The sequence below is a fragment of the Nannocystis sp. genome, from assembly GCF_016714285.1.
In the GTDB taxonomy this organism is placed as follows: domain Bacteria; phylum Myxococcota_A; class Polyangia; order Nannocystales; family Nannocystaceae; genus Nannocystis.
This window is the reverse complement of record NZ_JADJNN010000001.1, coordinates 376,754-396,160: the sequence shown is the minus strand read 5'-3', so window position 1 is coordinate 396,160 and position 19,407 is coordinate 376,754. Positions and strand designations below refer to the sequence as shown.

Below are 19,407 nucleotides of genomic sequence, written 5' to 3'. Positions count from 1 at the left end.
TCCGTCCCCCGAGAAAGCGAGACGCTCCCGTGAAGAAGCTGCTGTTCCTTGTCGCGTTCGTTGGCTCGGCCGCCCTCGGCGGCGCCTGCAACAACTCTCTGAAGGACGCGTGTGAGTCCTTCGTGGACGCCCGTAACGCGTGCGAGGACCTGAACGGCGATCCGCCTCCGGTCTACGGCTTCAACCTCTGCGACAACATCGAGCCGGACTGCGAGGATTACTACACCTGCGCCGCCACGGCCCCGTGCGAGGAGAACAAGAGCGACGGCAAGTTCCGCCTCCAGGCCGGGAAGGTCGAGGATTGTGTGCAGCCCGAGAACAAGGAGTGCACCGACGCCGATCTGCGCCCCTGAGGCCGGACGAGTTGGTCGTGCTTGGGGACCCGGCTGCCCGGGTCCCTTCTTGTTTGTGCCGCGGGCGCTTCGTCGGCTGTCCCTTGGGACATGTCTGCCAGGTCAGATCGCTGGCGCGGCGGCGCGTGTCCGACTGGCACGCAGCAAATAGCCGAGGCCGAGCAAGATCGCCAGACCGGAGGCGAAGGCCAGCAGCAACAGGCCGAAGCGACGGCGCAGGCCGGCCTCCTCGGCGGTCGCGGGGCGCTCGGCGACGCGTGCCAGCGCCGCGTGCACGGACGGGTCGTCAGGCGCGAGGCTCTCGGCGGTCGCCAGCAGCATCGCCCTGCCCTGCGCCGGGAGCTCGTCGATCTCGGCCTCGACGAGCAGCGCACGCAGACGCAGCCGCGTGCTGCGTCCGGGGTCGGCCTCGCTGAGCAGCGCGGCCGACTTGCGCAGCAGACCGGCGGCCCGGCGGCGCTCGCCAGCGGCCTCGGCCTCGTCGGCGGCGGCCTCGTAGCTCGGCACCAGCTGGGCCCGCATCTCGAGCTCAGGGTTGTCGGCCAGCAGCGCGTCGAGCATCGCCACGGTGGTGACGCGATCGGGCTGGGCGAGTGCGTCGTCGACCTGGGCCTGCTCGCGCGTGCGCCGGGCCGCCTCGATGCGAGCGAAGTAGGCGACGGCGAGCCGCTCGGGCTGGGCCTCGCACACGCGATCGCGGGTGCCGTCGGCGGCGATCGTGCTGCACTCGGGCTCCTGCAGGTCGGGCGCCTCGGCGGCGATGCGCTCGCGGATCGCCAGGCGGGCGAAGTCACGGTGGGTCAGCCGCGCGGGGGCCTCGGTGGTGCGGCCGCCCAGCAGTCGCACGGTCTTGCGCTCGGCCCGGGGCGCGGGGCCCTGGACGTAGGCGAGGAAGGCGGCGCGGGCGGCCGCGCGGACCCGGGGGATCGGCGCGTCGACGTGGGCTAGCAGCGGGGCCGCGGCCTCCTCGATGCGCACCACGCCGTAGGCGGCGAGCAGATCGGCGAGCAGGCGTGGGTCGTCGCGGACCGCGGCGATCGCCTTCGGCGGGTGCAGCCGGTCCATGCGGTCGAGCTGGACCCGGGCGTACTCGGCCTTGCGGTAGGCGTCGCTGGCCTTCACCGTCGCGGCCTCCTTCTCGTCGGCGGGTAGCGGCGGGGTCAGGGAGCGACGCAGCAGGCCCGGGATCGCCGGCTCGCCGAGGCGACGGATCGCCCGGCCGACCTCGTCGCGGAAGGTGCCCTCGTGCGAGTAGGCGGCGGCCAGCAGCGCGTCGACCACGGCCTCGCTGCGCGCGGGCTCGCGGCCGATCGTCGCCGCGGCACGCAGCAGCGCGGCCGTCACCACACAGTCGCGGTGGATGCCGCGAAGCGCCTTGCTGACGCGGCCCGGCGGCAGCGCCAGCAGATCGGCGTACCAGTCCTCCGAGAGCTTGACCGTGAAGCCATGGGCCCGCTTCCAGGCCAGCTCGAAGTGGCCGTAGCGGTTTGGCACATCGCCGCCGATGCCGGCCAGCAGCGCCTTGTAGTCGGCCTTGCGGGCCTTGCGAGCCGCGAGTAGGCGGGCCTCGAGCTCGGGCCACAGTTCAGTGGGCGTGCGCGCGAGCGCGTCGGCGATCGCCGGCAGCTCGGCCTGCGGCGCCTTGCGGGCTGCTTCGAGCAGGGCGGCGAAGCTCTCCGGATCGCTCGCGGCGGCGTAGGCGACCGCGGGCTGTCCTTCAGGACCTGGCCCTACAGACATGCCCCGAAGGCCAGAAAGGACGCCAGCCAGCGGCTCGGCCACGGGCGCCTCGACGAGCTCGGGCGCGCTGGCCCGGGGGATGCGGGTGGGTCGCGGTGTCGGGGCGTCGTCGGCCGGCACCTCACCGAGCAGGGCCTCGAGCGCGGGGTCGCCGACCTCACGCTCGCGATCGGCGCGCAGCATCTGGGCGCGGGTCACGAGGTCCGCGGCGGCGACCGGCGGCGCGGCGTCGCCGGTGCGGGTGACGACCTCGACCTGCGGGTCGTCTCCGCAGGCGGCGCAAGCGGCGAGGAGGAGGGCGGAGAGCGGTCGACGCAGGTGCACGGCTCCCTTCGTAGAGGAGTCGCGCGGCGCGTCCAAATTTCAGGAACTTGCGGGGCTCCGGGGGCTGTGCTGCCCTGCCCTCGCCCGGCTCAGGCCTGCAGCATGCCGACGCGGCGGCGCAGCTCGATCGAGGCGTCGGAGCTCCAGTAGCGCATCAGGTCGCTGATGGTCTCGGAGTTGACGACCAGGTCCTCGCCCTCGAGGTAGACCAGCGCCTGGTCCTCCTGGCGCAGCAGGGCGACGCAGGACGGGAGGTCGGCGGCGATCACCGCGGCGGCGCGGGTCGACGAGATCTTGTGGTCGTTGTACCAGGCGTTGAAGTCGACCGGGGCCGACTGGCTGTACTCGGCGGAGGCGTCGTTGAGCAGCTGGCGGTCCTTGCGGGCCATCGCCTTGACGATGCGGCGCTGGAGGTCGTCGAGGGCGGCGCCGTCGGCGAGGTTGCTGCCGTAGTTGGGCGCGGCGGTGCGGGCCGCGGCGGCGAGGATCAGCATCAGCTCGGAGGCCTTGAAGCGGCCGAGCGCCTGCAGGCCGCGCTGGACCCCGGCGAGCGCGCGGGCGAGGACGAAGGCCTGCTGCGGCTCAGGCAGGCGCAGCACCGTCGCGGGGACCAGCAGGGCCGGCAGCGCGCCGAACTCGAGGCTGGCCACGGTGCCGGCGCCGCGGAACACGTAGAGGTCGTAGTCGGGGATCCCGAACAGCGCGGCGATGCGGTCGACGAAGGTGCGCAGCGGGTTGCCCGAGCGCGCCGTGATCTTCTCCTTGGGGTTGACGCCGAAGCGCTGCAGGTCGCCGAGGTAGAGCTTGGCGAGGCTCTGGTTGATGGCGAACAGCAGCTTCTCCGCGACCACGGCCTGCGGGCCACGATCACACAGCCCGCGCAGGAGCTCCGGCGTGAAGCTGCCCGGCGTCGCCGAGGCGGGCTTCGGGGTCATCTTGGTCAGCGCCCGCATGTCGGACTCGCTGGCCGCACCGAGCACGCACAGCGGCGCGAGGGCGAGGCCCGCCTCGCCCATGCGGCTGCGCTCGACGTAGGCCGAGACCAGGCCGCGCCAGCCCTCGGCGTTGGCCGGATAGATGCTGACGAGCTGGCGATAGGCGGCGATCGCCTCGGCGATGCGGCCGTCGGCGCGCAGGCGGTTGCCGTACTCGACGCGCAGCGGGATGTCGTCCTTGACCTCGCTGATGCCCATCTCGAGGGTGGCCAGAGCGCGCTGGAGCTGGCCGAGGGAGTCGGCCTGGACGGCGGCCAGCTCGAGGTAGGCGCGGCACATGCGGGCGTCGTCGCCGGCGACCTGGCGCAGGTGGGTCAGCATCGCCTGCTCGTAGGCGTCCCACGGGTCATCGTCGCCGAGCAGGCCCTTGTAACGGTGGGCGGCCTTGCCGTCGGGGCCCTCGAGGATCACGGCGCTCAGCAGGGCCTCGAGCGCCTGCGGGCGATGACCGAGGTTCTGCTCGATGTTCGCGAGGTGGATGATCGAGGCGACGCGCTCCTCGGTCGAGGTCGCGGCGCGCAGCAGTCGGCGCGCCGTCTCGGCGGCGGCTGGACCGTCGCCGAGCCGGGCCTGAATATCGGTGAGCTTGAGCAGCGTGACGCGGTCGTCGGCGCGGATCGTGAGCGCCGCCTCGAGGCAGCTGCGGGCGCGGGCGAGGTCGCCAAGGTGGTCGGCGAGGATCGACGCGAGGTTGTTGTTGGCGTTGAACAGGGCGTCGGCCGAGCTCGACATGCGCACGACCTCGCTGTAGGTCTCGGACGCGTCGCCCCACTGCTGGTTGCGGTTGTAGAGGTCGGCCAGGAGCATCAGCATCGGCACGTGCTGCGGGCGGTCGCGCAGGACCCGGCGCAGCACGCTGATGCCGCCGGCGATGTTGCCGAGCTCGTCGGCGTAGAGCTCCGCGATGCGCAGCCACAGCGCGCCCGATCGCTCGGTGGAGCGCGCCGCCTCGGCCGCGAGCGACAGCTTCTCGACCAGGCGCGTGCCGTGGTCGAGCATCAGCAGGATCTTGTAGAGCATGTCCGCGGCCTCGACGTGGTCGGGCCAGCGCTCGAGCGCGGCCTCGAGGTCGCGGGTCGCCCCCTCGGCGTCGTCGAGGCGCTGCAGGCGGGTCTTGGCCGTCTCGACGAGGAGGTTGGCCGCCGCCTCTCCGCCGCGCTCCGCCGTGGCCAGCCGGGTCTTCGCGGCGACCAGCGCCCGCGGATCGTCGAGCGCGGTGGCCACACGAACCAGGCCGTACATCGCCCCGAGGCTGTCGGGATCGTGGGCGAGTGCCATCTCATAGGCCTTGAGCGCGGAGGCCATGGTCTGCGCGCGCTCCAAGGTCTCGCCCAGGCGCGTGTAGTAGGCGCCGAGCAGGCCCGGGTCGTCGTCGCCGCTGGCGAGCTGGGCGTCGACGCGGGTCAACAGCTGATCGTCGCGCGCGGCGAGGGCCAGGCGCTCGAGCGCGGCGAGGGCGATCGGGTCGCTCGGCAGGCGCTGCAGGATCGCCGTGTAGGCGCTGCGCAGCTGGTCGGCGTCGCCGACGGCCTGGTTCTCGTAGAGGTGGGCCACCTCGCGCAGCGAGGCCACGCGGGCGCCGTCATCGATCAGCACCCTGCTCTGCCGCGTGAACAGCTCCACCAGCGACTTCCACAGGCCTTGCTGGCGGTACAGCGGCTCCAACGCGAGCATCGCCGTCACGTTGCCGGGCTCGCGCTCGAGCACCCGCTCATAGGCGGCGATGGCCCGCTCGGGCTGGCCGAGCTGCTCGCTGAAGATCTCGCCGGCACGCAGCAGCGCCGCGGTGGCGAGGGTCGGCTCGCGCGAGGTCGCGGCCTCCTGCGCCAGGTCCTCGACCACCCCCGACCACGCCTCCTGAGTCGCGCGCACGCGGGCCAGGCCGTCGAGCGCGGGGCGGTAGTCGGCCAGCGCCTCGGTCGCCTTGTGGTAGGCGACGATCGCCTTGTTCGGCTCGCCAAGGTGTTCCTCGTGGGCGCGACCGATGCGGTACGCCAGCAACGCCCGCGACTTCGGGTCACTCAGGCTCTTGAGCTCAAGCTCCAGGACCTCGACCAGCTCGGCGAAGGCGCGGCGCTCCTGCAACAGGCGCGCGAGCCCGTGCAGCGAGGGGCCGTGCTTGGGGTCGATGCCGATGGCGCGGCGATAGCAGTCGATCGCCCGGGCGTCGTCGCCGAGCTTGTCCTCGCTGAGCTGCCCCATCGTGTGCAGCAGCGCCACCGACGAGCGGCCCGGCGGGGTGATCGCCAGCTCGCGCTCGTACACCGCCAGGAGGTCCTCCCAGCGCCCGAGGCGGTGGTAGAGGCGGCCGAGGCCGGCCAGCGATGGCGCGTGCTTCGGGTCCAGCTCCAGCGCGCGGCGGTAGCGGCCGAGCGCGCCCTCGCGATCCTCGAGCTTGTCGTCGAGGAGGTCGGCGGCGCGGCCCAGAAGGGCCACGATGCGCTGCTTGTCCAGCGTCTTGCTGGCCTCGATCTCGAGCGCGTCGACCAGCTCCTTGTAGCGACCGGCGACCTCGAAGGCGCGCTGCATCGAGTGGATCGCCCCGAGGTGGTCGGGGTCGATCTTCAAGATCCTGCGGTAGGTGTGGGCCGCCTGCACCGGCTCGTTGAGATAGTCGGCGTAGAGGTCGGCGACGCGGAACAGGTAGGCGACGCGGCGGTCCTCCTCGGAGGCCTCGTCGATGCCACGCTCGAGCAGCTCGATGAGCTCGTGGTAGCGGCCGGCGCTGCCGTAGAGGCGCGCCAGCGCCTTGAAGGGCGCGGCCAGGCCGGGCTGCAGCGCGAGCGCGCGGGCGTGGTGGTCGATCGCTTGCTCGGCGTCGCCGAGCTGCACCTCGAAGATCTCGGCCATGCGGGCGAGGGCCGCCGCCGCCCGCGAGCTGTCGTCCGCGGCCTCGGCCTCGGCGTGCAGCATGTGGATGAGCGGCTCCCACATCTTGCGCCGGGTGTACAGCTTGCTGAGCGCGCGCAGGCTCGGGCGGAAGGTCGGATCGAGCTCCAGCGCCGCCTCGTACCAGCGGATCGCCTCGTCCTCGTTGTACAGGCGGTTCTCGTGCAGATCGCCGATCTGGTAGAGGATCGAGATGCGCTCCTGCGGCGCGTCGATGTTGGCGACCAGCACCTCGAGCGTGCGCACCTGGGCGTCGTGGCGGTCGGCCGCGGCGTACTGGCGGATCAGCTCCTCGACGACCAGGCGGTACTTCGGGTTCTCGGCCACCGAGCGCTCGAGCGCGACGATCGCCTTGTCGCGATTGCCGAGCCGCTCCGAGTGCAGGCGCGCGACCCGGTAGTAGGCCATCGCCCGCAGGTCGGGGTCGTTGATCTGCTGCGCCTCGCGCTCGAGCACGGCGATGAGCTCGCGCCAGCGCCCTTGCCCGTGGTGCAGGCGCTTGAGCGCGGCGAAGGCCCCGGGCGCCTGCGGGTCGAGGTCGAGGGCCGTCTCCAACAGCTCGATCGCCACTGGCACGTTCTTGTGGCGCAGCTCGAACAGGTGGGCCCGGCGCACCACGAGGGCCGAGCGCAGCTTGGGGTCCTTCTCGACCGAACTGGCGATGTGGGCCAGCTCCTTCTCCAGCGGCTCCCACGCGCCGATGCGGGTGTCGATCTGCTCGAGCGCCTTGAGGATCGAGACGTTGCCCGGGTCGAGCTCGCGGGCGGCGGCGTAGGCGGCCCGCGCCTCGGACTCGTTGCGCATGGTGTCGGCGAGCAGGCTGCCCTTCGCGTACATCAGCGCCGCCTTGCGCCGCGGGTCGGCGGTCAGGCGGATCTCGGCGTCGAACAGCGGCAAGGCGCGCTGGAAGTTGCGCTGCGCCAGCAGCACGCGTCGGGCACCGCGGAGGATCGGTAGATACTCCGGCAGCAGGCCGTGCGCCCGCAAGAAGTAGGTCGAGGCCTGGCCGAGGTCGCCGAGCGGGTACTCGAGCAAGCGGGCGATCTCATAGTTGAGTCGCGCCGCGCGGAACAGGTCGGGCTGGGTCGCCAGCTCGGCCTCCCACGCCTGAACCTGCGCCGTCGCGTAGCGCAGGAACGGGTTCTCGGCCGCGAGCGACGGGCTACTGACGTGACGGGTGACCGGGCCCGAGGGCGCCGGGCCGCGAGCGATGGGCGCCGCTGGCGGACGCCCGGACTCGACGGCGGGCATGAAGCCCGGCGTCTGGCGCAGGCGCGGCCTTGTCGGGTCGGGGCTCGCCTCGGTGAGCGAGCCAAGGGAGGCCGGCACGGGTGAACGATCGGACCTGTCCGAAGCGCCAGGTACCGAGGGACCTGGCCCAAGAGACCTGTCTGAAGCGCCAGATGCCGGCGCCGCGCCGGGCGGCCGCAACGCTCCCGGCGGGGGCACGCGCCCCATCATCCGGGTGCGCGGGTCGCCCGGACCCGCCGGGGCTCCCGCGGCAGGACCTGAGCCTGCGGTCGGGCCTGGCCCGCTTGCCGACGGGTTTGCGGGAGGTGTCCCCGGGGCGGCGCCGCCGGGCGGCGTAAATGCCGGGCGCAGATCGATCTGCGGCCGCGAACCCGAGTCGCTCGCACGCGGCTCAGCCCGAGGCGCGGGCGCCCGCGCGGGCTCACTGACCGGCGTCGTCGGGCGTCGCGGCTCCACTGCCGCCGGAACTACGGCCCGCTCCGTGACCGGACGCGACGACTCTGCCGGGCTCGCGGCCTTCTCGGCACGCGGCTCCCCCAGGCTCGGGGCGCGCTCGGTGACCGGCCGCGCAGGCTCGGCGTTGCGCTCGATCAGCGAGCGTGGCTCCTCGACGCTGGGGCCCTTCGCCTCCGGCCGACGCAGTGCGGGCGGCACCGGGGCGCCCGGCGGCTTCGGCGGGCCACGCAGACCCGGGATCATCTCCGGGTCGAGCTCGATCGCCATCGTCTTCGCGGCCGGCGGTGGAGGTGTGCGCGAGGGCATCGCACTCGCCGGACCCTGGCCGCTGTCCTCGTCGTGACTGCGACTGAACAGCGAGGCGGCCGACAGCGAGGGCTTGCTCGGCGACCCGACGGCGGGCTTCCCATGCATCGCGCCAATCCCGGGAGCCGGGCCAGACACGGGGCCAGACACGGGGCCAGACACGGGGCCAGACACGGGGCCAGACACGGGGCCAGACACCGGGCCAGACACGGGGCCAGACACCGGGCCAGACACGGGGCCAGACACGGGGCCAGACACCGGGCCAGACACCGGGCCAGACACCGGGCCAGACACCGGGCCAGACACCGGGCCAGACACCGGGCCAGACACCAGACCAGGGGTGAACAGCGACGCAGGCACCGGCGCACCGGGTCGCGGCTTGAGCGTCACTGCTGGCGGCTCGGGCTCATCGATGTCCACGTCGATGTCCGGCGCCGTCGGCGGTGGCGGCAACAGCGGCGCGGCGCCACTGGGCTCGGTCGGGGGCTTGGCCGGCACCTGCACCGGGCGCGGGTGATCGTCGACGATGATCGCATCGAACAGGTCGCCCGCGTCCCGGGGGAAGTCGTCCTCGACGCCCTGCCCCTGCGGCAATCGGGCGCCCGTCGTGACCGGCAGCCCGGCAGCAGGTGGAGACTTCGGACCCTGATCGTCGCGCTGAGCCACTCGCCGTCCCTCTCTCGTGGACCCGCAGTATGCCTGATCCATGACCGGCGTACGCGGTCGCCAGGGTCCTGGCCCCGTCCGCTTCCGCGCTCGCATGTCCTCTGCGGCCCCCAGCCACGCCGTCGGGATCTTGCCCATGCAAGGGTCCGAAGCGAGGTCGCAGGCCAGCACGAAGACGCTCGGCGCGGTGCCCTGGCTTCGCTATTGTTGTGAGCGCATGGGAGCAACACAAGGCCACGAACGGCCGGACAGAGCGCAGCTCGGGCCGGTGGATCCCGCAACATCATCGCTGAGCCCGGAGGAGCCCGCGGCGCTGATCGCCAACCGCTACCGCCTGCTCGCGCGCATCCACGCCGGCACCGCGGGCACCCTCCACCGCGCCGAGGACCTCGCCTTCTCACGCACGGTGGCCCTGCGGATCCTGACGCCGGCGCTGTCGCGCGACGAGGCGGTGCTCGGCCGGATGCAGGCCCGCCTGCAGGCCGGCGCCGTGATGGCGCGCGAGGACCTCGGCGCCGACATCATCGAGCTGACCGACCTCGGCCGCACCGACGCCGGGCTGGTCTTCGTCGTCACCGAGTTCCTCGCCGGTGACAGCCTCGCCACCCAACTCGCGCGCGAGGGCCCGATGGCGTGGCGCACGCTCCGCCCCTTGATGGTCCGCGCCTGCCAGATCATCCACCTGTCGCACCAGCACGGACGCTTGCGCCTCGACCTGCAGACGCGCCACTTCTTCCCGATCCGTGACAAGAGCCGGACCAGCACGCTCAAGATCCTCAGCACCGGCATCGGCGACGTGTTCGGCGACAACCTGTGGGCCAGCCTCAGCCCCGCCGCCGCCGCCGCCCACCTCCGCTACGCCGCGCCAGAGCAGGTCACTGGCGGCAACGTCGACGCCCGCACGGATGTCTACGCGCTCGGCGTGATCATGTACGAGCTGCTCACCGGCCGCGTCCCCTTCCCCGATCCACGCCCCGCCTATGTCTGCGCGCGCCACCTGCTCGAGCCGGCGCCGCTGCTGACCACCGGCCCCGGCGGCCCGATCCCTGAGGCCGTCGCGGCGATCGTCGCGCGCGCGCTGGCGAAGGCGCCGGAGGATCGCTGGCCGACCATGCGAGCCCTCGCCAACGCGATGGCCGCGATCGAGTTCGGGCCCTGCGACGCCAGCGGCGTGCTCGAGGTCGAGGATGTCTCGCCGCCCACGCCCGCCGCCTCGTCGGCGAGCATGCGCATCGATCCGAGTGCCCGCCACGCGCCCTCGCCCGCCGTTCGCCCGAAGACCCTGCCCCCCCTGCGCGACGCGTTCATGGCCGACGCGCAGCCCTCCGAAGCCCGGGCGGAGCGACCCACCGCGGCCCCGCGACCACCTGTCCCGGAGGACAGATCTTCGCGGACTCCAGCCGACCCCCTGCCGCCAGGCTCGCCTGTCCTTTCGGCCAGCCCCGATCCGCGCGACCCCGGCTCATCGAGCACGATGGCGTGGGAGGAGATCCTCGCCGCCGCCGACGAGGCGGTGGCGGCCGTCGCCAGCGTCGCCACCTCCGGCACCGCCGGCGACAGCGGCGTGTTCATCCCCGAGCGACTCCTGCACAGCGGCGAGGCCGCGACCGCCTCGATGACCCGCGGGCGCCGCAACGCGGCCTCCTCCCAGAGCGCCACCGTGATCCTGCCGCGGACCCTCGTCCTGCGCGCGGACGCGGAGGTCGCCGCTGCGAGCACCACCCTGCAGCTCGACGACGCGGACCTCCGCGACATCGACGACCCCGCGGGCGACAGCGCCGCGGACCTGCCGACCCTCACGAGCCGGCGCGCCCGCACGGTCCGCAACACGGCCGCGACCACGATGGCACCAACGACCGGGACGCCAGGACCCGCCGCCCCACCAAGCTCGGTGCCGGCGTCTGCACCGGCAACCGGTGTGGGCCTCGCCGCCGCGGGGAGCACCCTCGACCAGCCGGCCCCCTTTGGCCACGCGTCCGTGACCGAGGTCGCGGCGAGCAGCCATGGCTCGACCGACAGCGCAGGCTCGCTGCGTGCGGCGATCGATCGCTCCGCCACGGTGTGGCCGCTCGCCAGCCGCTCACTGGTCGTGCGCAGCCCGGCCCGCCCGATCGCCTGGGCCGCGGCGCTGCTCGTCACCCTCGCGGGCGTGGCCGGGGGCGTCCGCCTGCTTCGCCCGCGCGAGCCCGCTACCCCGCCGATCGTCGCGCTCACACCCACCCCCGTCCATGCGCCGCTCGCGGGCTCCCGGGACAGGTCCCGCGCAACAGCGCCATCCGCGACCGCGGCTCCGGTCACCGACCTGTCCCCCGGGACAGGCCCATCCGCGAGCGCGGCCCCGGTCACCGACCTGTCCCAAGAGACATCCAGTCGTCGAGCGCGCGATCCAGAGCCGACACAGTGGCCAGGTCGGGTCAGTCAGCGCCCGCCGGAGCCCACCGTGGCCGTGGCGGCCCCCTCGCCCGAGCCCGCGGTCGCGGTCGCGCCAGCCGCAGTTGCCTCCTCCGTCACGCCGCCCGCGGACACCACCCCCGAGCCACGAGTCGTCGCACCAGTGCTGCCCGCCAGCGATGCAAGTCAGCCCGCCATCACTCCGCCGAGGCCCGGTGCCCGAACCGTTCGTATCCCGCCCACAAGCTCCGCGGAGACGTCCGCTGACCCGCCGCCAGGCCCGCGCAAGTCGTCCCCCGGCGCACGCCTCCCGGACGCGGGCCACGAGCTCGCGGCTCCCCTCGATCACGATCCGATGCGGGCCGCCTCGCTGCTGACGCGGGCCGAGCAAGCCGCCGCGCGCGGCGAACAAGGCCTCGCGCTCAGCCTGGCGATCCAGAGCTACCACGCCGGGCCGAGCACGAGCGCCCTCCACCTCGCCGGTAAACTGGCGTGCAAGCTGGGCGACGCCGACAAGGCCCGCTGGGCCCGCACCCACCTGGCAGCTGCCGATCGCGGCCCGGTGCAGCTCGCCTGCGAGGCCGCCGGAGTCGCCCTCGAGTGAGCCCGCCCGGTTTGCCAGCAAGCGGGCGCTCCCCTATGCTGAAAGCCCCCATGGCCCACGACGACGACGGCAACAACGACTCCGGCAACACTGGCGCGGTCCTCAAGGGCGTCCTGCTCACGCTCGGAGGCATCGCGGCGCTGTGGATGTTCGTCGGCGTCGGCCTCTTCCTCCTCAAGAACGTCCTGTTCTTCGGCCTGCTCGGCGGCGCCGGATACCTCGGCTACCGCATGATCGCGGGCGGCGGGAAGCAGCGGGCGGTCGGGGGTCGCCGCAGCCAGAAGGCCCTCGGCGCCGGCCGCAGCCGCAACAGCGGCGACGACTTCGACCGCAAGATGCGCGAGCTGGACGCCATCGAGAAGCGCCTCGACGCCGAGATCGGCAAGCGCTGAGCTGTGGGCGCCCGACCACGCGGGCCATCATCATCATCATCATCTGGACGTGATAACGGCGCGGCTCCGTGAGGAGGCCGCGCCGTCGCCGTGCCGGCACCTGTCCTTCAGGACAGCTTCTTGAAGCCGAGGTAGAAGTCGACGTGTTCCATGTCCGTGCGGGCCATGCGCTCCTTGAGCGCCTCGACCGTCCGCGGCGGGGGTACGATCACGCGCTCCCCGGGGCGCCAATTGCAGGGCGTGGCGACCCCGTTCTTGGCCGAGGTCTGCAGACTGTCGAGCAGGCGCATGATCTCGTCGACGTTGCGTCCGTTGGTCAGCGGGTAGTAGATGAGCGCCTGGATCTTGCGCTCAGGGTTGATGACGAACACCGCGCGCACCGTGGCGGTGGTGTCGGCCTCCGGGTGGATCATCCCGTACTTGTGCGCGACCTTCATGTCGAGGTCGGCGATCATCGGGTACGGGATCTCGACCCCGAGCTTCTCCTTGATGTTCTGCAACCACGCCATGTGGCTGTGGATCGAGTCGATGGAGAGCCCGATGAGCTTGCAGCCGCGCGCCGCGAACTCTTCGGAGCGCCGTGCGAACTCCGAGAGCTCGGTGGTGCAGACCGGCGTGAAATCGGCCGGGTGCGAGAACAGAATGACCCACTTGCCATCCTGCCACTCAGAGAACTTGATCGTACCGTGCGTCGTCACCGCAGTGAAGTCGGGGGCCATCTCCCCGATCCTTGGCATCGCACCTGAAATCGCTTCGGACATGAGCACTCCTTTGGGCCACCAGTGAGGTTGAGCCGCGACTATAGCCGAACGCGCCCGACCGAACATACGATGATGGTGGGGAAATCGAGACGAGGCCTCGCGTCACCCGAACGCCGTCTTGTCGGGCCGCCGACATGACACCCCTCGCTCCCTCGTCGCGGTGGTCACTCGGCCCCGGACTTGACCGACTCACCCGCGGAGCGTCCCCACGTCGGTACCTAACCTGTCCAATAGGACAGATCGTGCGAACCCGGCACCCAGGCGCAGCCGACCGCGTGGCCGCCACTTCGCGCGCCGGACTCGCTACCCGTTGGTCGCCACGCATGCCCACGCGCGCCTCACTGTCACAAGGCGCGATCACAGCGCCGCGTGATCTCGATCGTGACAGCGCGCGAGCCCGCGACCGTGTCACACGCAGCGCTGCGATTGACAGGCCGTCTCGAGATGGCCGATAGATGTCGGTCTAGAAAACTCAACGTTGTAGCTCCGGTTAGCAAAACACGACGACGATCTGCCAGCAGCGAGGGGGGCGAGATGAGCATCGATGAACTGAACGACACCGTGAATGTGGTCGAGAACAGCGAAACAACAGACACACTCGAGGTCACCGCCGAGGCGGCGACCGAGCCTGAAAACGTGGTCAGCTCGCCCGAGGCGAGCGGCCCGACGGACCTGGAGAGCGCGGCCAGCGATGCACCAGAACCTGTCTCCGAGGACAGGCCGGTCGAACCGCTCGCCTCCATCGCCACGGATCTGATCGCGGCGGCACAACCTGTCCCCGAGGACAGTGACGCCGCGCCGCCCGCAGCGACCGAGCTGACCGAGGCCGCCAGCGACGGCGACGCCGGGACGGTCGTCGAGCTGACGCCGGTCATCAGCGACAGCGTCCCCGCGACCGCCGACGACGAGATCGCGGCGGCCCCAGAGAGCAGCCCCGAGGCGCCCGCCGAGCCCGTCGAGGCGAGCCCCGACGTCACCGACGCCCCGTCGAACACACCCACCGATGCCCCGGTCGACGCCGCTCCAGCCACCGTCGCCGACGGACCGTCGGACGCGCCCGCCGAGGTCACCGACGCCCCGGCCGACGTGCCTGCGGATGCTCCCGTCGACGCTGCGCCCGCCGAAGTCACCGACGCCACCGCCGATGCGCCTGTTGACGCTCCCATCGACGCTGCGCCCGTCGAGGTCACCGACGCCCCGGCCGACGTGCCTGTTGACGCTCCCATCGACGCTGCGCCCGCCGACGTCACCGACGCCCCGGCCGACGTGCCTGCGGATGCTCCCGTCGACGCTGCGCCCGCGGACGTCACCGACGCCACGGCCGATGCACCTGCGGACGCTCCCGTCGATGCTGCGCCCGCCGACGTCACCGACGCCCCGGCCGACGCACCGACCGACGCTCCCGTCGACGCTGCGCCCGCCGACGTCACCGACGCCCCGGCCGACGCACCGACCGACGCTCCCGTCGACGCTGCGCCCGCCGACGTCACCGACGCCCCGGCCGACCGACCGACGCTCCCGTCGACGCTGCGCCCCCCGACGTCACTGACACCCCGGCCGACGTGCCTGCGGATGCTCCCGTCGACGCTGCGCCCGTCGACGTCACCGACGCCCCGGCCGATGCACCGACCGACGCTCCCGTCGACACTGCGCCCGCCGACGTCACCGACGCCCCGGCCGATGCACCGACCGACGCTCCCGCGTCGACTACGCGCCCGCCAGCACCGACGCTCCCGTCGACACTGCGCCCGCCGACGTCACCGATGCACCGACCGACGCTCCCGTCGACGCTGCGCCCGCCGACGTCACCGACGCCCCGGCCGACGTGCCTGCGGATGCTCCCGTCGACGCTGCGCCCGTCGACGTCACCGACGCCCCGGCCGACGCCACCGTCGACCTCACCGACGCCCCGGCCGACGCGCCCGCCGACCTCACCGACGCCCCGGCCGACGCCACCGACGCCACCGTCGACGTCACCGATGCACCGGCCGACGCCCCGGCCGACGCTCCCGTCGACCTCACCGATGCACCGGCCGACGCTCCCGTCGACCTCACCGATGCACCGGCCGACGCCCCGGCCGCCACCCCCGTCGACGTCACCGACGCCCCGCCCATCGAGGCCGCCGCGTCGACACTGGCGACCGACGTCCTCGCACGCACGCGTGACGTCCTCCTCGCCACCTACCGCGACCTGCTCACGCAGATCCGGACCCTCGCTGGCGACGCCCGTCGCTACGACGAGCTGGCGAAGCTCGCCGAGGCGGCAGGCCGGCTCGTCCACGGCGCCTTCGTCAAGGCGCTCGTCTTCGGCGACCGCTGAGCAGCTCCCACCCGCGGGCCGCGACGTTCACAGCAACGTCGCGGCCCGTGGCGCGTGCTCTCGCAGCCACTGGCACGTGAAGGCGTGACTCTCGGCCAGGTTGGCCGCGATCTCGCCGAGCAGGTAGCGCTCGATCGTCGGCCCGAGCACCGGGATCCTCGCCTCACAGCGGCCCTGCCACACGCGGCGCAACCCGCCGTCCGCGAGCGTCTCCCACGTGTATTCGCCGTCGCAGCGGACCCGAGGCCCGATCGCCGGCAGCTCCAGCGTCACCGTGTAGCGGCGGCGCTGCGCGCTGAAGTCTCCAGATTCGGTGATCTTCCGCTGCGCCCCCATCAGCCGGTCGAGCGGGGCCGGCAGAACTCGCGTCGGGGTCAACGATCGCCGGCGACGCACGAGCAAGGTCGGCCCGGCCCCCTCGTGCTGCAACTCGCTCTCGCTGACGCGCAGCCGCAGCCGCTCGGCCAGAGCATCGCCGTACGCGTCATCGAAGAAGAACACCTGCCAGAGCCGATCCGCGGGGACCTCGAACCGATGTTCGATGGTGTGCAGCATGGACCGTGCACGCTACCCGTGGCGGCACAGGCGTGCAAATGACCGCGCCGGATCCGACGCGGGCCCCCGTGACGATGAGTTCAGGAAGCGGCTTCTTCGGCGGGCTTGGGCTCGTTGGCCTTGAAGGTCCAGCTGAAGGTCGCCTGGCCTTCCCGCTGATCGACCGGATCGAGGGTGAGGCCGTCGACCGCCTCGACGATGCACTTGCTGAGCGACTCCGGCGCCTTGGTGCGCGCGCTGTCGATGCCAGTGTCGATGATCTTGCCGGTCTTCTTCTCGACCTTGAACGTGACCACCACCTGGCCGTCGAGCTTCGGATCGGTCGTGAGGGCGACGTCGTAGCAGTCCTTGATCGCCCGGGTGCGGGTCTCCAACAGGCTGCGGGTGTCGGCGCGGTAGGTCTCGGCGTCGCGGGCGATGCAGGTGCAGCCCGGGACCACCGCCGAGGCGGCCACGAACATGAGGCTAAACAGGGTGCTGTTGCGCATGGTGCTCCTACTCCCCCGCCCCGGCGGTCACGGTCTTGGTCTTCTCATCGACGACCGTCTTCTCGCCCGACTCCGGGTCGATCGCCACCTTCTTGCGCGTCACGTCCTGCTCGGTGATGTTGAACTCGACGCGGCGGTTCTTCTCCTTGCCCTCCTCGGTCGACTCGTCGCCGATCGGCTTGGTCTCGCCGAAGCCCTTGGCCGTGAACATCTCCTTGGGCAGCTCGCCCTTCTTCACCAGGTACTCGAGCACGGCCTTCGCGCGCTTGTCGGACAGCTTGAGGTTGTACTTGTCGCTGCCCTCGCTCGAGGTGTGGCCCTCGATCGCCAGCTTCTTGATGTGCGGGTGGTCCTTGATGACCTTGATGATCTCCTCCATCAGGCTGTCCGACTCCGGCTTGATCGTCGCCTTGTTGAAGTCGAACTGGATCTTCTCGTTGATGACGATTCGGTTGTCCTCGACGACCACGCGCTTGGGCTTCTCGGCGACCACCACTTTTGGCTTGGGCGGCGGCGGCGGCGGATCACCGAGGACCGTGAGCGCAGTGGCGTCCTCGAACACGGTCGGACCGCAGGCGACCAGCTGCAGCGCCGCGGCCAGGGTCAGAGAGCTGAGCAACGTCGAGGTGGCTCGGGAGGTGCGGGTGATGGACATCGAAGAGTCTCCGTGGTGCGGTGGATGCGGCGAGCCCGGGCCCGACGCAAACAAGCTGAGGCGCGGGGCGGGGCCCACGCTGGCCGCATTGTGACCGACATGTCCGAGCCTGTGCAACGAAATGCCTCGCTCCAGGCGGCCGCTTGCGGGTAGCCTTTCGACCAGTCTTGTCTCGTCTGGGCACGCCTTGCGTCGCGCCCGTGCGTCCGGATCACCATGCCGACCGTCGTTTCCTTGCTCGCCGCCAGCCTCGTCCTCGCGCCCGTCCTCGCCACCGCCGCGCCGGCGGCCGCGGTCCCAGGCGCCACCGCCGGCGCTTCGGCGCCAGCCCCTGGCAGCGCATCGCCAGCGCCGACCGCACCGCCTCTACAACGACCCACGACCCCGGGTCTCACGGCGCCCACAGGTCCCGCGACGCCCACGAGTGCGCAACCGCCACCCGCGACGACGGCCCCGAACCCGACCCCTGCGGCCCCTGGAACTCCGCCCCCCAGCGCTCCTCTTGTCCCTACCCCCACGCCCGCCGAGCCGGCGGCGGTGAGCGATCCCGGCGACCCACCCGGCTCCACCCCGGACCCGGCGACCCCTGCAGTCCCGCCGGCCCCCGGCCTCGCCGAACAGCTGCTCGGACCCTCGGTCAACCGTCATCCCACCGAGCGCGCCGCCGGTCCGGTGCGCAGCGAGGCCGAGTCGGCTGAAGAAGAGGACGCCGCGATCGCGGCGATGTACCGCAACCTCTACCGTCCCGCGAACAACCCGGGTCGGTTCAACATCGTCGCCCGCGCCGTGTACGTCCTCGCTGGCAGCGTCGACAACACCCTGTCGGGCCGCCTCGGCGGGCTCTCGGCCGACATCGGCCAGAGCTTCAACAAGTTCGGCTACGCGGTGACCCTGGTCGGTCAGTTCGGCAGCGTGATCCACACCAAGCCCGACCGTGAGACCCAGAGCATCGCCCTCGTCGGCGGCGGCCCGACACTTTCTCTCGGCCGCCTCGCGCTGCTGCAGCGCGGCTTCCTCGACGTCCGGGTCGGCTACGACTTCTTCGCCGCGCCCACCCGGGCCATCGTCGACGGCATGGCCATCGCTGACGGCCTGCGCGCGCCCCATGGTCCGCGCCTCAGCCTGAACATGGGCCTGCTCGGCAACTCCGCCCGCGCGCGCAAGCTGTTCCACGGCTTCGGCCTCAGCCTCGGCTACCAAGCGCTCGTCAGCTCGCTGCGCGGCGAGTGGCCGGTCACCAACATGCTGCAGTTCGGGCTGGTCTACTGGGGCGGCTGAGCGCGCCTGTCCCACGGGACATGTCCGTGCGAACAGGTGTCAGCGGTACAGCCCGATGTGGGTCGCCTGCAGCAGGCCGGTCTCGAAGCGATCGAGCGAGGCCACCACCGGGTGCAGTTGCTGCTCGATCCGCTCGAGCTCGCGCCGGGGCGCCCGACTGGTCCGCTGCAGCGCGTTGCGCTCGCTGAGCAGGTTGCGGGCGGTGGCGGTGTGCAAGCCGAGGCGCTCGAGCAGGCGCTGATCGTGCTCGGGCAGCCGCTCGACGGCGCTGACCCAGTCCCACACTGCGCGGCGGGCGTTGACCAGAGCCACGTCCACCTCGTCGCAGCGATCGAGATCCGAACCGTCGCCCACGTCGACGTGCGCGAGGATCGGGCTCGCGTCCGCGGCGTGCCACGCCTGGGCCGCCTGAAGCGGCTCGGCGAGGGCGATCCGCAGCATCCGCGTCTCCTCGAGCATCCGCGCCAGGGTCGGGCTCAGGTGCTGCGGTGCCTCGACCTCCGCGGCCTCGCTGAGCGCCTTGATCTCGCGGCGGACGTTGAGGCTCTGGCGCAGCGCCGCCCGCAAGGCACCGATCGGACGGCGCAGCGACACCGCGAAGATCAGCGCGATGAAGGCGTAAATGATCCACAGGAGAGCTGTCATGCGACTACCTCGCCTCCCCGGGCCGCGGCACGTAACGCACGTGCGCGAGGTGTTCGCCGTGGAACGTGAGCAGGTACTGATGCCGCACGTGATCGAAGGTGTAGAGCCAGTAGGTGGTCGCCCCTGGGCCGCGCCGGATCACGTTCGGGCGCCCGAGGCTGGCCTCCACCTGCGCCGCGCTGGAGCCCGTCGGCAGCTCCACCCGCCGCAGCACGCCGTCGGCATCGAGGTGTTCGACCCGCTCGAGGCCGCCGGGCGCACAGCTCGTTGCACATGCCACGACGCTCGCCACCCACAGTGCGAGGCCGACGCGGCAAGGGCTCGCTCGCATCACCGGG

At 72.2% G+C, this 19,407-nt stretch carries 14 protein-coding genes; 5 read left to right on the top strand and 9 right to left on the bottom strand.

What is annotated here, in order from left to right; genetic code table 11:
* Nucleotides 1–29: 29 nt before the first annotated feature.
* Entirely contained in the window at nt 30–353 is a 324-nt protein-coding gene (locus IPJ59_RS01670; protein WP_293269485.1) for a hypothetical protein, read from the top strand.
* Nucleotides 354–455: 102 nt separating this feature from the next.
* On the opposite strand, the gene IPJ59_RS01665 is transcribed toward IPJ59_RS01670, so the two are convergent.
* A complete protein-coding gene (locus IPJ59_RS01665) occupies nt 456–2,417 on the bottom strand; it encodes a hypothetical protein (RefSeq protein WP_293269484.1) in 1,962 nt (653 codons plus the stop codon).
* A gap of 89 nt (nt 2,418–2,506) precedes the next feature.
* Nucleotides 2,507–7,630, bottom strand: a complete 5,124-nt coding sequence (locus tag IPJ59_RS01660) for a tetratricopeptide repeat protein (protein ID WP_293269482.1) — start codon at nt 7,628–7,630, stop codon at nt 2,507–2,509.
* 1,618 nt (nt 7,631–9,248) lie between these two features.
* Here IPJ59_RS01660 and IPJ59_RS01655 point away from each other — a divergent pair.
* Together IPJ59_RS01655 and IPJ59_RS01650 are read left to right on the top strand one after the other, a co-directional pair.
* Complete coding sequence (locus IPJ59_RS01655; protein WP_293269481.1) at nt 9,249–11,975, top strand: serine/threonine-protein kinase; 2,727 nt, start codon at nt 9,249–9,251, stop codon at nt 11,973–11,975.
* Between the two features lie 50 nt (nt 11,976–12,025).
* Complete coding sequence (locus IPJ59_RS01650; RefSeq protein ID WP_293253952.1) at nt 12,026–12,367, top strand: hypothetical protein; 342 nt, start codon at nt 12,026–12,028, stop codon at nt 12,365–12,367.
* A 107-nt stretch (nt 12,368–12,474) separates the two neighbouring features.
* Here the strand turns inward: IPJ59_RS01650 and IPJ59_RS01645 are convergent, their stop codons facing one another.
* Entirely contained in the window at nt 12,475–13,128 is a 654-nt protein-coding gene (locus IPJ59_RS01645) for a peroxiredoxin (protein WP_293253949.1), read from the bottom strand.
* A 344-nt stretch (nt 13,129–13,472) separates the two neighbouring features.
* Complete coding sequence (locus IPJ59_RS01640; protein WP_293269480.1) at nt 13,473–14,129, bottom strand: hypothetical protein; 657 nt, start codon at nt 14,127–14,129, stop codon at nt 13,473–13,475.
* A gap of 824 nt (nt 14,130–14,953) precedes the next feature.
* Here IPJ59_RS01640 and IPJ59_RS01635 point away from each other — a divergent pair.
* The gene (locus tag IPJ59_RS01635) at nt 14,954–15,448 is read left to right on the top strand and encodes a hypothetical protein (RefSeq protein WP_293269479.1); all 495 of its coding nucleotides are present in this window, start codon (nt 14,954–14,956) and stop codon (nt 15,446–15,448) included.
* Between the two features lie 27 nt (nt 15,449–15,475).
* Here the strand turns inward: IPJ59_RS01635 and IPJ59_RS01630 are convergent, their stop codons facing one another.
* The 3 genes from IPJ59_RS01630 to IPJ59_RS01620 form a co-directional block, all read right to left on the bottom strand.
* Nucleotides 15,476–16,003: a DUF2505 family protein gene (locus IPJ59_RS01630; protein WP_293253945.1), complete on the bottom strand. Its 528-nt coding sequence runs from the start codon at nt 16,001–16,003 to the stop codon at nt 15,476–15,478.
* Between the two features lie 80 nt (nt 16,004–16,083).
* Nucleotides 16,084–16,491 (bottom strand): AgmX/PglI C-terminal domain-containing protein, encoded by a 408-nt coding sequence (locus IPJ59_RS01625; RefSeq protein WP_293253942.1) that lies wholly within the window; start codon nt 16,489–16,491, stop codon nt 16,084–16,086.
* 7 nt (nt 16,492–16,498) lie between these two features.
* The gene (locus IPJ59_RS01620) at nt 16,499–17,146 is read right to left on the bottom strand and encodes an OmpA family protein (protein ID WP_293269478.1); all 648 of its coding nucleotides are present in this window, start codon (nt 17,144–17,146) and stop codon (nt 16,499–16,501) included.
* Between the two features lie 537 nt (nt 17,147–17,683).
* Between IPJ59_RS01620 and IPJ59_RS01615 the strand changes: the two genes are divergently transcribed.
* Complete coding sequence (locus IPJ59_RS01615; RefSeq protein ID WP_293253935.1) at nt 17,684–18,424, top strand: hypothetical protein; 741 nt, start codon at nt 17,684–17,686, stop codon at nt 18,422–18,424.
* A gap of 39 nt (nt 18,425–18,463) precedes the next feature.
* Here the strand turns inward: IPJ59_RS01615 and IPJ59_RS01610 are convergent, their stop codons facing one another.
* Together IPJ59_RS01610 and IPJ59_RS01605 are read right to left on the bottom strand one after the other, a co-directional pair.
* Nucleotides 18,464–19,069: a hypothetical protein gene (locus tag IPJ59_RS01610; protein ID WP_293253932.1), complete on the bottom strand. Its 606-nt coding sequence runs from the start codon at nt 19,067–19,069 to the stop codon at nt 18,464–18,466.
* 4 nt (nt 19,070–19,073) lie between these two features.
* Complete coding sequence (locus IPJ59_RS01605; protein ID WP_293253929.1) at nt 19,074–19,400, bottom strand: hypothetical protein; 327 nt, start codon at nt 19,398–19,400, stop codon at nt 19,074–19,076.
* Nucleotides 19,401–19,407: the final 7 nt, after the last annotated feature.

Excerpts from the sequence above, each read along its gene's own strand:
- IPJ59_RS01650 (WP_293253952.1), top strand. The coding sequence starts at position 12,026 with ATGGCCCACGACGACGACGGCAACAACGACTCCGGCAACACTGGCGCG.
- IPJ59_RS01645 (WP_293253949.1), bottom strand. The coding sequence starts at position 13,128 with ATGTCCGAAGCGATTTCAGGTGCGATGCCAAGGATCGGGGAGATGGCC.
- IPJ59_RS01630 (WP_293253945.1), bottom strand. The coding sequence starts at position 16,003 with ATGCTGCACACCATCGAACATCGGTTCGAGGTCCCCGCGGATCGGCTC.
- IPJ59_RS01625 (WP_293253942.1), bottom strand. The coding sequence starts at position 16,491 with ATGCGCAACAGCACCCTGTTTAGCCTCATGTTCGTGGCCGCCTCGGCG.
- IPJ59_RS01620 (WP_293269478.1), bottom strand. The coding sequence starts at position 17,146 with ATGTCCATCACCCGCACCTCCCGAGCCACCTCGACGTTGCTCAGCTCT.
- IPJ59_RS01610 (WP_293253932.1), bottom strand. The coding sequence starts at position 19,069 with ATGACAGCTCTCCTGTGGATCATTTACGCCTTCATCGCGCTGATCTTC.
- IPJ59_RS01605 (WP_293253929.1), bottom strand. The coding sequence starts at position 19,400 with ATGCGAGCGAGCCCTTGCCGCGTCGGCCTCGCACTGTGGGTGGCGAGC.